Raw genomic sequence first — 14,468 nt, forward strand, 5'->3', positions numbered from 1 at the left:
ATGGGCGGTGGCCGTATAAATTATCCGTGACTGCAAGTGACCGGACACGCAGGACGACCATGGCTCGGACTCGTTTTATAAACCCGACTGACTCTCTCGATGGCAACGAACGGGTTTGATTGACCGGTGGGACGACTAGTAGGTAGCGAATCCCGCGATACCATATGTCACAGTACGATCACCCAACCAATCGCGATCCATCAAATAAGACGTTCGAACCGATCGAACACTACGGAGTTGTCGGTAACCTCGAAACCTGCGCCCTCGTGAGCCGCCGGGGATCGGTCGACTGGTTTCCGATCCCACATCTCGAATCATCGAGCGCCTTCAGCAGACTGCTCGACGGCGGTGGCGGCTGTTTTGCCATCCAGCCGGTCGACCCCTTCGAGTCGACCCACCGCTATCGCGAGCGAACGAACGTCCTCGAAACAACGTTTCAAACCGAGGGCGGGACGCTCCGGCTCACGGATTTCATGGCACCGATGACTGACGGCGAGTCGGAGATCTCCGAGCGAACGCTCTTCCGAAAACTCGACTGTCTGGAGGGGAATGTCGACCTCCGTATCGTCTTTGAGCCACGATTCGATTTCGCCCGCACGGAGCCCACGCTCTCGGCCACGACCGAGGGAGTTCACGCAACCGGTGATGAAACACCGCTGTGCTGTTGGACCACGTTCGCCGCCCAGCCGTTCGAGATCGACACTGCGGCCAGCCACGCGACGGCCACAGCCACGCTCACAGCGGGCCAGCAGGAGTGGGTCGGTGTGAGCTACGGCGAGGCTGTGGCTCCCACAACGGAGACCTGCGAGCAGGCGCTCGTCGAGACAGTCGACTACTGGCGCGAGTGGAGCCACTCCTGTGGGAACCAAGCCGAGTGTGTCTTCGGCGGGCCGTGGCACGACCTGGCCGTCCGGTCGGGGCTGGTGCTCAAACTGCTGACCCACGACGAAACTGGCGCGATTGCCGCCGCGCCGACGACCTCACTGCCCGAGGAGATCGGCGGCGTTCGCAACTGGGATTACCGATTCAACTGGATTCGAGATGCCGCCTTCACGGTCCAGGCACTCTCGAATCTCGGCCATACCGCCGAGGCCCGCGAGTATCTCTCGTGGTTTCTCGATCTGTGTCGGACCACCACTCCGGCGGATCTTCAACCCCTGTATAGCCTCCACGGCGAGTCAGGACTTGCCGAACAGACCTTGGGCCATCTCTCGGGCTACCGGGACTCCCAGCCGGTCCGGATCGGCAACGAGGCCGCCGACCAGCGCCAACTCGACATCTACGGCGAGCTCCTGTTGGCCGTCTTCGAAGCAACACGCTCGGGAATCACACTGGCCGAGACCGACTGGCAGGCGATCTGTGAGATCGTCGACTACGTTACCGAAATCTGGCAGGAACCGGATTCGGGGATCTGGGAGGTCCGAAGCGAGCCCCTCAACTTCGTTTTCTCGAAGCTGATGTGTTGGGTCGCGCTCGACCGGGCGGTCGACCTCGCCGAACAGCAGGGATTTTCGGCCCCGCTCGACCGCTGGCGTCGACACCGCGAGGAGATCCGTACCGAGATCCTCGACGAGGGGCTCGATCCGACGGGCTCGTATTTCGTCCGCTCCTTCGAGGAAGACGACGTGCTCGATGCGGCAACCCTTATGATACCTTTCGTCGGCTTTCTTCCGTTCGACGACCCACGGGTCCGGGCGACAATCGAGGCGGTCGACGACCGCCTGACCTCCGAGACCGGGCTCGTCTACCGCTACGACGGCCCCGATGGGCTGCCGGGCGGCGAGGGGACGTTTCTGCTCTGTTCGTTTTGGCTGGTCGACGCACTCGCGCTAACCGGGCGAGTCGAAGCGGCCGAAACCCGCCTCGAAGAACTCATTGGCTACGTCAATCCGGTCGGCCTTTTGGCCGAGGAGGTCGCCGAGTCGACGGGCCAACAGCTCGGCAACTTCCCGCAGGCGTTCAGCCACATTGGCTTGATCAACTCGGCCCTCCACGTGAGCCGCGCCAAGGGGATGGCCGTCCCCGGTACGGAACTCATCGGCATCGAACTCGGGACGGGCGCGACCGTCGAAGCGGTTCGTGATCACAATCATTCAGACACCTAACGTCTCGGCCAGCTCGTAGAACGTCTCGATTGTGAGGTCTGGATCGGTGCCGAATGTCTCCCACGGCGATCCCTTTCGGTCGACCCACACGCCCTGCATCCCGGCGTGGGTCGCACCCATCACGTCGAACCAGCCCGCCGTGACGTGGGCAATCTCTTCGATTGGCGTGTCGGTTCGTCCGGCGGCGTGGCGATAGAGGTCGGCGTTCGGTTTGAACGTCCGAATTTCGTTAGCGCTGATCGTGTCTTCGATGAGATCGCCGATGTCGGCGTGGTCGACCATCGAATCGAGCATTTCTGGATTGCCATTCGAGACGACATAGCAGTCGTATCCACCCTCCTGGAGGCGTTTGATCCCTTCTCGTACGTCGTCGAAGACGTCCAGTTCATGGTAGACGGCCAATATCTCGTCGCGCTCGTCGGTCGTGATGTCGACGCCGTGGGCATCCAGCGCGTACTGGAGGGCGTCGCGGTTGATCTCGTAAAACGGCTGGTAGGCGTCGAGCTGATTTGCGACGAACGTGTAGGCCAGCGAGCGAGACCGCCAGAGCTTCGAGACTGGCTCCGGGTCGGCCACGCGGGCGGCAAGGGCCGCTTCGGCGGCCTCAACGTCGACCAGCGTGCTGTAGGAATCAAAGGTCACTGTCGAAACGCGGTCGGAGTCGAATGACATAGCTCACCGGAGGCTCGCGGTGGTCCTAACGGTTGTGTCCGACGAGGTGGTCGGTCGGCTCTGGTAACGACGGCGTACCCCACTCAGGCAGACGATTCATATCTGTGGTATTCGGGACAGTCATCGACGGCTGCGGCCGAGTCGCGATCCCTAACTGTACTAACTGTAGTACCAGCGGGCGACGAGCGCAACGCTGACGACTGTCAGCGCGGTCACCAGCCCGCTGATGATCGACCCGCGGGTACTGGCGGCCCCGATGGCGACGGTCGTCCCGCTCAGCCCGCCAGCGAGGGCGGCGGTTCCGACGACGGTGCCGAGGCCGATACAGCAGAAGCTGATCGCGCCGATGATCGACAGTGCGCCGAGAAACGATTCGTCGTCCCCATCGTTCTGATCGCCTCCATCGCGTTCGTCGACCTGTTCGTTCGCTGTCCCGTCAGTACTCACGGGTGTCCCTCCAGCGTCGACGACTGACTCGGATCGTATTCATTGGTCGTTGTTAACTCCGTATTAGTCGTCGACCGAAGCCGCTGGCGTCTCGGAAACCTGCGACCGCACGCTCTCTAAGAGGTCGTCAATCGACGGCCGATCCGCAGGCATCGACCCCTTATGAGTGAAGATCGCCGTCGGCTCGCCGTCCCGGACATCGAGGACCATCGCAAACGGCATCCGGCCGATCATGTCGTGGAGGCCACCCAGCGCGCCGAACCGCGTCGGCTGGTCGAACTCGTCGCCGACGGCTTTCGATTCGTCGGCCAGCAGTGGGTAGGGGAGATCGTAGGCTGCTTGCCATTCGGCGGCATTCTCGACGGACTCCGGAAGGATCGAGACGACAAGCGTGTCGAGGGCTTCGAACTCGTCGTAGCGTGCGGCGATATCCTGAACCTGCTGTCGACATTTCGGGCAGTGGTGGTCCCGCTGGAACAGCAGGACGATGGCGTCGGTCGACGCGTCGGTTGCAGCGGCTGCCAGATCGAATGGATCGGGACCTGCGCCGACGTTCGGCAACTCGAAGTTGGGAATCGCGGTCATACAGACAGGGAGGCCCACAGCATGGCTAAGGGTTCGGGGATTGTGCGGCGCGGCGGCCAAACCAGCCAAGGGTTCTGTACACTGGGCTCGGATCCACTCCTGTGGCGAGTCTACCTGTCGCCGTGTTCGGGGCCGATTTTTGCTTGTTTTGGCCACTGCTGTCGACCCTCTCGGCGGTGGTCCTCACCGTGGGTCTCTGGGCAGCCATGCGGCTCCGACTCTCCGATGTCACCGAGCAGACGGGGTGGGTTGGCGGGCTCGTGATCTTCGGGCAGGTGCTCGATGCGATCACGACACTGGTCGGGATCGACCGGCTCGGCTTCACCGAGGAGGTGTTTCTCTCGCGGCTCATCATCGAGTCGACGGCCCGACTCCCACTGACCGACCTGCTGGGCACGACGTGGCTGTTCGTCCTCGTCAAATGCGGCTTGGCAGTCGGAATCGTGACGCTGCTCGCCCGGACCGACGACGCCAGCCGCGCCGAACGGTGGCTGCTGTTCGGAATCACGTTCGGTGCCGGGTTCGGTCCGGCACTGAACAATCTCAGCCTTCAAGTGGCGATATAAAATAGTCGTGCGGATTAGGCGAGCACTTCGAGGCCGTCGACTTCCACACCTACGGCGAGTAGTCCGATCCGCGCTCGGTGAGGAACTCCTTTGCCTGTGTCACGCCAAGTCGCTGTAAATCTGTAATAAACGCCGCACTCCGGTCGACCTTGGTCGAGCAGTGGAACCGCTGGCCCATCTGGATCCGATGGATCTCGGTTTTGGTGAACTCGTCGGCCGGGAGTTTGCCGGTCTCGATCCACTCGTTGACCGTCTCGATGAACCGCAGTTCCTGATTCAGCGAGATGTTGCCCGCCAGTTCGTTGCGACGGTCGGCGATAACCTCGCTCGTCGTCGGCTCGCCATCGAACTCCTGGGGATTGATCTGGATCACCCACAGCTCCTCTGGTTTCCGCTCGGGGAGATCCATGAGGTCGTCGACGGGCGGGTTCTGTGAGAACAGACCGTCCCAGTGGAGGTGGCCGTGGATCTCGACGGCTCGGAACAGCTCCGGGACGGCCGCCGAGGCCAATACAGCGTCGACGGCCAGTCGGCCGACGCCACCGAGCTGCCGCTGGATCGCGTGGTCGCGTTCGACGCGATGCATTTCGCGTGGTGCGGGTTCTACCCGGGGATGAGCTATGTCGACTGAAAACAGTCTCAAAGGGCGGCTCGGTCGGCCAGCGCGCCGGGTGAGCCGGGGGGTGGGTGGTGTGCTCTCCCGCCGGGACGGCCAAACCGTGTTCGTGGGGACGGTCCTCGGTTCTCTCCTACTGTACTCGGTTGCGGTGGGTGATCTCGCGCAGTCGGTGACGCCGGGATCGGTCGGCATCTCGGTCGTCGACCAGCCTTTCTCGCGGCTCTTCGAGTCGATGGGACCGTTCCAGTACGAGCCGATTGTGCTGCTTGAACTCGGCGTGGTCGACTACCTGTTTGCGCCCCTTAATGCCGCCATCGGCCTCGGGCTGGCAGTGCTCGTCGGGCTGAACCTCGCGGTCGCCTACGGTGCCTGGCGACCGCCAGCGGCCTGTGGGCTCCCGCAGTCTGGTGGTGCCGAAGGGGCGACCACTGCTCGGGAAGCAACATTTCCTGAGTGGCATGATCGCTTATCTGCCCATTTATAACCTAACGTGTGTGTTCGTGATTATCACGGATCGGATTGGTGAAGAAAACACACAACAGCCGTCGATATAAGATGGTTCGGAGGGTAGAGGGATGTGTGGCAAAAGCAGCAATCTTCATCCTAACGGGTAACGAATCGCACGCCGATTACGGTCGACTGGCAAACGGGCTCGAAGCCGCCAAGGAGTTCGTCGAAACCGACGGCGACGAGGTCACGGTCGTCTTCGATGGCGGCGGCACGCAATGGATTCCGGAGCTTATCGACGCCGAGAGCGACTACCACGAGCTGTATCTGGCGATCCGTGACGAGGCCGTTGTCTGCGACTACTGCGCCAGCGCCTTCGGCGTCGAGGAGGCCGTCGACGAGGCCGGGCTGACCCTCGTCAACGAGTACGAAGGCCACCCCAGTATCCGAGAGTTCGTCGCCGACGGCTACGAAGTCATCACGTTCTAACCTGACTCGCCTCAGAGGCACCCACCACACACCCTCCCATTTTCCTTCTGTTCAGAATACTATCGGAGAGCGTGAGTGCTCTCGGTCGACGTGTGGCACCGATTGGACAGCAGGGTGGTCGGCGATGACCGACGGCTTCGAGATAACTGATGACGCCGAGGCTGTCGATGACCCCGTCGCTCCCGAGAACGGTGAGCGGTTGGCGGCCCCGTCTCGGTCGGATCAACTCAACTGCTCAAGAGAGCATCGAAGCTCTCGAAGACTAACCCACAGACAGAGAAATGTAATCCTATTGAGTTATGTGATCAAGTACGAAATTCGCCGACTCCTTATGGTTCCAACCACAATACGAAACTACGATGACTGATGACCTACTCTTCGACGAATTTGAACTAAATAATCATATTCTTGACAACCGTATCGGGCTCGCGCCGATGACGCGTACAAGTGCAACCGACGACGGCCATGCAACCGACCGGATGGCCCGCTACTATGCTTCCTTCGCCCGCGGTGGTTTCTCGTTCCTCATTACTGAGGGCGTCCACCCGGACGCAACTCACAGCCAAGGCTACCCCAACCAACCCGGCCTCGCTACCGACGAGCAGGCGGCGGCTTGGGAGCGCGTGGTCGACGCCGTCCACGAGGAGGGGAGCCCCATCTTCGCACAACTCATGCACGCCGGCGCACAAGCACAGGGCAATCGCTATGGCTATGATTCGATCGCCCCCTCAGTCTACCGCCCGCCGGGCGAGATGTCCGAGCTCTACGGCGGCTCCGGTGAGTTCCCGGAAGCTGACACGCTCGATACTGACGGCCTCGCAGAGGTGAAAGAGGGATTCGTTGCGTCCGCCAAACGCGCGGTTGATGCTGGCTTCGATGGTATCGAGGTCCACGCGGCCAACGGCTATCTCCTCCATGAGTTCGTCGACCCGCTGGTCAACGACCGTGACGACGAGTATGGTGGCTCTCCGGCGAACCGCGCGCGATTCCCCGCCGAGGTGACAGCCGCAATCGACGAGGCGACGCCCGATGCGTTCGTCGTCGGCGTGCGTACCTCTCAGGCGGCAGTTACCGACGAGGAACGGGTTTGGCCTGACGGCGAGGAAACTGCCGCTGTGCTGTTCGAGGCGCTCTCGGAGGCCGGTGCCGACTACGTCCACGTCACTGGCGGCGACGCGACCGCCCCGGAGGTGCCGGATACCGACCGAACGCTCGCCGAACTGGCGATCGAGTATGTCGACGACGATGTCGCCGTGATCGCCAACGGAAGCCTTGGGGACCCGGAGAACGCACGGGAGGCGCTGGCAGACGGCTCCGACCTGATCACACTTGGAACCGGGGCGCTCGCCAATCACGACTGGCCCAATCGGGTTCGGGCAGGCGAACCGCTCGATGATCTGGACCCGAGTATTGTCTTCCAGCCCGACGCCTCGCTTAGCGATGCCGAGATCCCCAGCGACGATTGACGGTCCCGGATGACATCATTCCACGGCCAAGCCATGGGTACCATCCAAATTCGATGTTCACTCGGATTCGTTCCAGACATCGCCATACAACGGACCGCATGGCTTTCGCCGTAGGAGGCTATCAGTTGTTCCCACCGGTTCGTTTAGTAGGCAAAGAGATCCCACGTCCACTCGCCAACCGAACGTGACCCAAGCACGTCCGGTCGGTGGACATCTACGGATCGTCCGGTTTTGACGGTATAGTTGTACGCCCGAGAAACTCGATTGTCATTATACTCATTATATGTCCCGTTGATGACTGCACGACCGCCGAGGACGACACCGCGCTCTCGGTCGACACGCATCCGTATCCACGCCGTCTCCGCGCTCATAGTCTCGCTGTCGACCGGTAGTACGGCGTCGAACACCGCTTGGTCATCGGTGAGTTCGAGCGTCAGTATCCCGTTTTCTTCATGGATTGTCTCCCAGTTTCCAGTCTGTGGATCCGGGAGATCAAAACCGACCGCGTCCGTGATGTCGTACCCACTGTTCAACTCCCAATATCCCGGCAGAGAACGAACGCTATCGTCGTTTATCCGGCGTTCGCCAAGCGAAAAGAGGCCGAAGGAATCGGCATGCAATCGATACACGACGCCGCTGTCGGCATAGCCGGTAAACGATCGATCCCTGGACTGCTGTGAGACCAAGATCTGTCGTGAAGACCGCTCAACGACGGCTGAATATATGATTCGCTCATCATCTCGTGCTTGATCGACGATTAGTCGGTGGTCGACGGCTGCTGTCCGTCCGATGGCCGTTGCGTAGGCAGCTGTCCCGTCAGCAGGCAGGGGCGTTGATGCTGTGGTAGCTGGCATGGGACGACTCTCTGTCACGCGAATCGCACTCGCACCGATGACCAATCCGGAGACAAGGAGGCAAGCGATCGCGATCCGACCGACTGGGATTGTCCGGGGTCGGTCCGTGGCTGTAGCCGCGAAGGCGACGTGAATCGGATAGGCGAACACACCGAGGACGAGCAGGACTGCGACACCAACCCCAATCAGAGTTACAAACGCAACGAATGCCGCCTCCTGGGTCGCATACTGTTCGTTCGCAAGGAGCAAACAGATGCCGACGGTCGCAGCAACAATGAAGACGATCCCGCCGTGCAAAGACAGCGCGTACGCAGTCCGTCGACGATCAGCGAGGGCCCGGAGTGACCCATCGGCAGCATCACGGAGACTGCGGCCGGTGGCCAGTTGTGCGACCGTCGGCACGAGCAGTCCCCATGCGAGGAGCGTTCCAGCCGCAACTCCCGGAAGCGGCAGGAAAAACACGAGGCCTGCGGGAACGGACCATCCGATGGCATACATCAGGATCCGGACTGCAGTGTCGACTATCAGGAACGCCGAAGTCCCGAGTACAATCGCACAGAGGTGGCCCACGACGGCACCCACGATGAGTCGCGGGCCGATCTCCCGAAGTGTCGAACCGAGGGCCCACTGCGGTGTCGACGCCGGATCGTCCGCGAGTCGCCTGACTGTCGGTGCCCCCGCGCCAAGTAGGGGGAGTGCGACGACTGGTGGCCAGAGGACGGCCAGTACGGGATGGACAGTCCCGGCAAGGACGAGTCGAGTGAGGATGTCGAGCAGAATCGAACTACCCGCAAGGCCAAAGACACGCGGCTCGTTCAACGCGATCCGGAGGCCGTTGCGGAGGGCAGTCGACATCGTCTACCGATGTCGGTCGTGAAACAATAAATGTACGGTTCGTCGTTATGATTCGCTCAAGGTAGACATCATCGGCCTGTGTGGTAACGATCACGACGCCGTTCGTGACTGTCGTCTCGCTGTCGGTCTTGAACTGTAAACGTGTATAGCTTCCACAGTCGTCTACCGTTCACTTTTGTGCACCACTGCCAGCGAACATCCCAGTGAACCACCCGGCCAGCACAAGCAGTATCACCCCTGAAATACCCGTAATGACAAGCGGTTCTGTATCGGTATGGGTCGTACCGAAGAATTGAATTGCCCATTTAATCCAGTGGACACTGAGTATACTGAGGGCCCCAGCCACGCCGAGATACCAACCGCCATGGTGGGTGTCGGTTGCCCATCTATGAACGAGGTGAGCAGCAGTCGTACCGACCAAACCGAGTAGAAATATTTCCATGATAAAAATCACAGCATCGAACGACTCCGGGTAATTTAGCCCCAGTATTGTAGTAATACGCACTGGATTGAACGCAAGTAAAAGGGTGCCAAGTGGGGCTGCGGCTCGAAGACCGTACAACACCACAAGGATTCCTGTAGATAGGATGATATTTCGGACAAATGAGTTCCACCGCGTGTCCATGCGTATCAGTCTCCCTACAATATAATAACTATATTGTCTGTACTGGCCTCTCGTCCCACCGCAAGGAGTGTCTGTGGGTGTCCAAGGATCGCTGCTGCAATCACTTCTCAACCCCTCAAGGGTTGAATACTGACATCGAAACGCATACACTCTACGACGGAGCATCCCCATTTCGACCTATCGCCCACCAAATCTTACAACCGATATTGACTCACCCCCTCTCGATGCAGTCGACCCGTTGATCTCTATCCCACGCCAGACGTCGACGGGTGTCTCCCTGTTAGGGAGTACCCCTTTCGGAAGATCGACCCCACCGCCGCAGCCGAGGAGTACCGCTAGGAGACTATCGAGCCGATGCGCGAACTCCTCGACGACGAGCAGATAAAGGCTGGCGAAGAACTCGATGAGGAACTCCAAACCGTCCAACAGGAGTCGACAGAGTTCGAGTTCGACCTGCTGCTGATACGGTGTAACAACGCTATCACCGAGGAGATCGGCGTCGATTATCGCAACGTCTGTGAGACGAGCGACTCTCGTTAGGTAGTTGTACAACCGGTTTTCGTCGACCTCCCGGCTTTCGGAAACCACATCGGATGGAGTGGTACGAACCGAATCAGAATCTCTCTGTTTGTTTGTAATCAACACGTTAGGCCTTTGAATACCTCTACAAAAATCCCGAAAACCGGTTGATGTCGCTATTCGATACCCTATCCTCCGAAACAGCACTGTCTAGTTAAGCCAGTTTAAGAAGTGAGCAGTTCGTGGTTAGAGTTGTCTATGCTGTCGCCAGAACTGCTCAGAGAGACGTTGGACATGGCAAATCTTGAATGTTGGGAGCGAGAACGGACGGCGACGTTAACGAGACGCTACACGCCTCGTTCGCACACCAGAAATCTTCGATTTCTGGGGACGCCCGTCAGGGCGTTCGCCGTCCGGCTCCACGCGACTGGCTGTTCACTTAGAGAGACACAAGCAGTTCTCCGACTATTCGGCGTACAACGGTCTCATCAGGCAATCTTTCAGTGGGTACATCGAGTAGCTGACAGCGTTCTCGACCCGCCTGAGGCGCAGCCGAAGCGGGTCGCTGTAGACGAGACCGCTGTCAAAATCAATGGCGAGTGGTCTTGGTTATATGCTGCAATAAACCTCGGCACCAAGTTGATTTTGGGTGTCGATCTCTTCGGAACTCACGGCACCGATCCAGCTGCTGCGTTTTTGCATGGACTCTCCGAGAAACACGACCTCTCCGAGGCCGTGTTTCTCGTTGATGGCTTCGGCTATCAGACTGTCCTTGCTCGATTAGAACTCAGCATCGGCGTGATTATACAGACCGGAACCTGATCGAAAAGTGTTTTCAGACACTCAAAATGAGGATCGACCGCTTCCATAATTCGTGGGTGGGCAGTCGGTCGAGCGTTCGTCGCTGGTGTTCGCAGTTTGTACATTATTATAACCGCCAGCGACCGCATTAATCACTAGATAATCGGACGCCAGCTGAGGAGATCGCTAACTATACAGTGCATTTCAGAAGAATCTATCAGGTAAGATGTGATTTGTAGCTATCCACATCCCGAAAACGTGTAACTCGACCCTCGAAAATTTGTATAGTCGTATTTGAATCACCACGATCCTCGCTTAATACATTTAACAGACTGTCGACCGAGACTGATGTTTGACAGTTCTACCTTCGAAGATTGCTCTGCTCAATGTATACGGAATGAACTTGTTGGTACAGACTACCAATTCAATGCTATACTCTGAGATCACCTACAGTACGGTACCGGACTGGAGCAGCAAGATCAGCCCAGTCAACGTTACTGTACTAGCTAGTGTACTAACAAGAATCGTCGTGCTGACGTAGTCGGCAGCTGACAGACCCACACTTTTGTCACCGAACTCAATTGTGAGTATCAGTGGTGTGATAGCTGCGGGCATTGCACACTCTAGGATAAACACACGACCGACAGTCCCAGTGAGACCGAGCGCTAACGCAACTCCGATAGCAATAATCGGGGCGACTAGCAATTTTAGCGTCGTCGCCGGAAGTACTCGCTGTACAGTCCCCTTCCCGGTTGAGCCTGCAAGCTGAATACCGAGCAACAACAACATCACAGGAATCGCCGCGTCACCGGTGAGTTTGATTGTCTGCATGAGCGCGGTATCGGTCGGTGGTGCGATCTCAAATACACGGATGATTCCGGCGGCGACGACGGCATACACAAGCGGGAGACGAAACACTGCGCCGACAGCACTTCGTATTGACCCGGTCTGCCCACGAGAGGCGATGTAGACTCCGAGTGTGTACATCAAAATCGACTGGACAGCGATATAGAGGACAGCCGTGCTTCGACCGACCGCACCAAAGGCAAACGCCGAGAGTGGAATCCCGTAGTTGCCCGCATTGGCGAAGCTGGTCGATAGCACGAACGCACCAAGAATTGGCTCTTTCTCGCCGATCAAATGACCGGTTCCTACTGCGAGCACAACAACAACGACAGTGAAGATCACGACACCAGTGAACAATCGGGCAACAGTCGATCCCTTGATTGGTGTTGTTACTAGGCTATGGAAAACCAGCGCTGGAGTCAGCACGTAGATGGTAATCGTTGAAAGAGGGTCGACTTCGATATCACGAGTATAGCCGAGAATCATACCAATACCCGCAACCGAAACGACAGGGAGAATGGCCGAAGTTAACACTGAAAGCAGTGACACAATTAAAACGAGCAGTGGATTGGAGTCAATAGTTTCGGTCCTGCTCTTCTGTTTCCTGTAACTATGTGCGGTATATATGCTTGCAGTCTTGTCCGTTTGTTTTGGAATTGCCGTGACAATCTCATTGACACAAAACTGAATCCGTTAGTCGACCACTCGGAGCGTCACATCAAGCACACCCTCCTGCAGTGTTCGCTCTTCGATTGCAGCGAGCGCGTCACGTGGTGTTTCGAGTGTTGCAAAATGATTGCCAGCGAGTTCACCGGCCGGGCTTTTGAAACAGGTCGGTCCACACGGGACGAGAATTTCCTGTTCGTTCCGGTACCCCGGGTACAACAGCAGGTCCCCATAGGACGGATAGACCGTATGGTTCTCACGTGGGATCTCCGGAAGATCGATCTCGTCGATGTTGATCCATGTTGCGTGACCACTCCACCGAACATGCATCAGTTCGGTATGTAGGGGAGCCAGTTCCCGCACAGCCTCGACCGATTCCGGAGCGGCCTCGGGCAGGAACGTCGATGATAACACGTCTCCGTCGACAACTAGTTCGAGATCACTCACTGTCCGACTCTCCTGTCCATTGTGGGGCCAGTCGAGGAGTAGTCGATAACAGTGCTGTCTCCGCTATGGTTCGAATGTGGCTGTGGTATCGTCTCATTGGTTGTGTTTCGTAACATATCATGTGTCAGCACCGTTGGTAGCGAGTGAGTAGAGTGCTTCTGTGAGTACTTCGGTCGCAGCAGCACAGTCCCACCAGTCGGTCCATTCGAGGGGGTTGTGTGAATGTCCACCCCGAGATGGAGCAAACAACAAGCCTGCGTCGGTCGCGGTGGCGATCTGCATTGTATCATGTCCTGCCCCCGAATGAACGTCGACAGTTTCGATACCCAAAGCATCCCCTGCGTCGTGTAACGCAGCACGACAACTTGGTGCCATATCGGCGGGCGACACGTCGTACGAGCAGTCGAGCGTTGTCTCGACGCCGCGGTCGGCTTCGAGAGCTTCGAGTTTCGACTCGGCACGGTCGACGAGTCGATCGATCACTGATTGATTGACAGCACGGATGTCGACGCTGAATTCGACTTGGCCCGGGACGACGTTGACCGCACCCGGATCAACGGAGAGTTCGCCGACAGTTGCGACGGCCGTTGGGTCCGTTTCAGCGGCAGCCTGTGCCGCCTGTTCGACCGCGAGAACAAACTCACTGGCGGCCGCAAGCGCGTCCGTTCGATCCGCCATCGACGTTGATCCGGTGTGTTCTGGCGTCCCTTCGATGGTCCCGTGGAGCCTCGTAGTCCCGTTAATTGTCGTCACGACCCCAGCCGAAACGTCCAACTGTTCGAGCCGCTGGCTCTGTTCGACGTGGAGTTCCAGCCATGCGTGCCAGTCGGTCGCGTCGAGACGTCCCTCGCCGTGGAAGCCGATATCCTCCAACGCCTCACGAAGCGTCTCCGTGCCGTCCGACAGTTCGAGCGCCGTGGCGATGTCAAGCAGGCCAGCGGCAACCGACGATCCGAGCACCCCGTCAGCGAATCGTGTCCCCTCCTCACCAGTAAAACAGACGACTTGGATCGGTCTTGTCGTGGATACGTCGGCGTCTTGGAGCGCCCGGACGGCTTCGAGAGCCGCGTAGACTCCGAGTGGGCCGTCGAAGATGCCACCGTTCGGAACGGAGTCGAGGTGACTCCCAACAGCAACCGGTGGAGCCTCGGGATCGCACCCCTCGGGCAGCCACGTTCCGGTGATATTGCCGACAGCATCGGTGTCGACGGTCAGATCCGCAAAGATCAATCGCTCGACGAGGCTTTCACGGGCCTGCTGGTTCGGCGTGGTCCCCGGCAGCACCGTTCGGCCGCGCCCGTTTTCGGTCGCGATAGTGCCGAACTGTGCGTTGCGCTCGATATCTTGCTGGAGTCGGTCACCATCAACCGGAAACCGAGATTCGGTCATCAGTCGACGTCCTCGTCTGCGGCGGCTATCGCCTGCCGATTGGTTAGGTATCTGTTAATATTTACACACC

At 58.8% G+C, this 14,468-nt stretch carries 14 protein-coding genes and 2 pseudogenes; 6 read left to right on the forward strand and 10 right to left on the reverse strand.

The genetic code is table 11. The annotated features are described in order from the left end of the window. Nucleotides 1-164 precede the first annotated feature (164 nt). The gene (locus tag HALTADL_RS12675; protein WP_089671105.1) at nucleotides 165-2,105 is read left to right on the forward strand and encodes a glycoside hydrolase family 15 protein; all 1,941 of its coding nucleotides are present in this window, start codon (nucleotides 165-167) and stop codon (nucleotides 2,103-2,105) included. Here the strand turns inward: HALTADL_RS12675 and HALTADL_RS12680 are convergent. The 3 genes from HALTADL_RS12680 to HALTADL_RS12690 all read right to left on the reverse strand — a co-directional run bounded on the left by HALTADL_RS12680 (nucleotide 2,094) and on the right by HALTADL_RS12690 (nucleotide 3,809). Further along, nucleotides 2,094-2,777 carry a haloacid dehalogenase type II gene (locus HALTADL_RS12680; RefSeq protein ID WP_089671106.1) on the reverse strand — a complete coding sequence of 228 codons (684 nt, stop codon included), beginning with the start codon at nucleotides 2,775-2,777 and terminating at the stop codon, nucleotides 2,094-2,096. The two genes, HALTADL_RS12675 and HALTADL_RS12680, sit on opposite strands and share 12 nt — an antisense overlap. A gap of 159 nt (nucleotides 2,778-2,936) precedes the next feature. Next, nucleotides 2,937-3,224 (reverse strand): hypothetical protein, encoded by a 288-nt coding sequence (locus HALTADL_RS12685; protein WP_245708358.1) that lies wholly within the window; start codon nucleotides 3,222-3,224, stop codon nucleotides 2,937-2,939. 63 nt (nucleotides 3,225-3,287) lie between these two features. After that, nucleotides 3,288-3,809: a redoxin domain-containing protein gene (locus HALTADL_RS12690; protein ID WP_089671107.1), complete on the reverse strand. Its 522-nt coding sequence runs from the start codon at nucleotides 3,807-3,809 to the stop codon at nucleotides 3,288-3,290. A gap of 101 nt (nucleotides 3,810-3,910) precedes the next feature. Here HALTADL_RS12690 and HALTADL_RS12695 point away from each other — a divergent pair, with 101 nt between their 5' ends. Next, entirely contained in the window at nucleotides 3,911-4,375 is a 465-nt protein-coding gene (locus HALTADL_RS12695; protein WP_162551728.1) for a DUF63 family protein, read from the forward strand. Between the two features lie 49 nt (nucleotides 4,376-4,424). On the opposite strand, the pseudogene HALTADL_RS12700 reads toward HALTADL_RS12695, so the two are convergent. After that, nucleotides 4,425-4,904, reverse strand: a pseudogene (locus HALTADL_RS12700) (patatin-like phospholipase family protein); the annotation flags it as partial. Nucleotides 4,905-4,995: 91 nt separating this feature from the next. On the opposite strand from HALTADL_RS12700, the gene HALTADL_RS12705 reads away from it, so the two are divergent. From HALTADL_RS12705 to HALTADL_RS12715, 3 genes are all read left to right on the forward strand, one after another. Next, complete coding sequence (locus HALTADL_RS12705) at nucleotides 4,996-5,478, forward strand: hypothetical protein (RefSeq protein ID WP_143054113.1); 483 nt, start codon at nucleotides 4,996-4,998, stop codon at nucleotides 5,476-5,478. A gap of 95 nt (nucleotides 5,479-5,573) precedes the next feature. Continuing rightward, nucleotides 5,574-5,930 carry a DsrE family protein gene (locus HALTADL_RS12710; protein WP_089671110.1) on the forward strand — a complete coding sequence of 119 codons (357 nt, stop codon included), beginning with the start codon at nucleotides 5,574-5,576 and terminating at the stop codon, nucleotides 5,928-5,930. A gap of 359 nt (nucleotides 5,931-6,289) precedes the next feature. Beyond that, nucleotides 6,290-7,396 (forward strand): NADH:flavin oxidoreductase, encoded by a 1,107-nt coding sequence (locus tag HALTADL_RS12715; protein WP_089671111.1) that lies wholly within the window; start codon nucleotides 6,290-6,292, stop codon nucleotides 7,394-7,396. Nucleotides 7,397-7,539: 143 nt separating this feature from the next. Here HALTADL_RS12715 and HALTADL_RS12720 read toward each other — a convergent pair whose 3' ends face one another. The 3 genes from HALTADL_RS12720 to HALTADL_RS18115 all read right to left on the reverse strand — a co-directional run bounded on the left by HALTADL_RS12720 (nucleotide 7,540) and on the right by HALTADL_RS18115 (nucleotide 10,318). Further along, complete coding sequence (locus tag HALTADL_RS12720; protein ID WP_089671112.1) at nucleotides 7,540-9,105, reverse strand: hypothetical protein; 1,566 nt, start codon at nucleotides 9,103-9,105, stop codon at nucleotides 7,540-7,542. A 169-nt stretch (nucleotides 9,106-9,274) separates the two neighbouring features. Next, nucleotides 9,275-9,730: a hypothetical protein gene (locus HALTADL_RS12725; protein ID WP_089671113.1), complete on the reverse strand. Its 456-nt coding sequence runs from the start codon at nucleotides 9,728-9,730 to the stop codon at nucleotides 9,275-9,277. 177 nt (nucleotides 9,731-9,907) lie between these two features. Further along, a complete protein-coding gene (locus HALTADL_RS18115; protein ID WP_162551729.1) occupies nucleotides 9,908-10,318 on the reverse strand; it encodes a hypothetical protein in 411 nt (136 codons plus the stop codon). A 189-nt stretch (nucleotides 10,319-10,507) separates the two neighbouring features. Here HALTADL_RS18115 and HALTADL_RS12735 point away from each other — a divergent pair. Then, nucleotides 10,508-11,202 (forward strand): annotated as a pseudogene (locus HALTADL_RS12735) (IS6 family transposase). Between the two features lie 295 nt (nucleotides 11,203-11,497). Here the strand turns inward: HALTADL_RS12735 and HALTADL_RS12740 are convergent. The 3 genes from HALTADL_RS12740 to HALTADL_RS12750 all read right to left on the reverse strand — a co-directional run bounded on the left by HALTADL_RS12740 (nucleotide 11,498) and on the right by HALTADL_RS12750 (nucleotide 14,398). Continuing rightward, nucleotides 11,498-12,445 carry an AEC family transporter gene (locus tag HALTADL_RS12740; protein WP_089671115.1) on the reverse strand — a complete coding sequence of 316 codons (948 nt, stop codon included), beginning with the start codon at nucleotides 12,443-12,445 and terminating at the stop codon, nucleotides 11,498-11,500. Between the two features lie 144 nt (nucleotides 12,446-12,589). Beyond that, a complete protein-coding gene (locus HALTADL_RS12745) occupies nucleotides 12,590-12,976 on the reverse strand; it encodes a DUF3830 family protein (RefSeq protein WP_394327350.1) in 387 nt (128 codons plus the stop codon). 150 nt (nucleotides 12,977-13,126) lie between these two features. Then, the gene (locus tag HALTADL_RS12750) at nucleotides 13,127-14,398 is read right to left on the reverse strand and encodes a Zn-dependent hydrolase (RefSeq protein ID WP_089671117.1); all 1,272 of its coding nucleotides are present in this window, start codon (nucleotides 14,396-14,398) and stop codon (nucleotides 13,127-13,129) included. Nucleotides 14,399-14,468 lie beyond the last annotated feature (70 nt).

The organism is Halohasta litchfieldiae, assembly GCF_002788215.1.
Lineage (GTDB): Archaea > Halobacteriota > Halobacteria > Halobacteriales > Haloferacaceae > Halohasta > Halohasta litchfieldiae.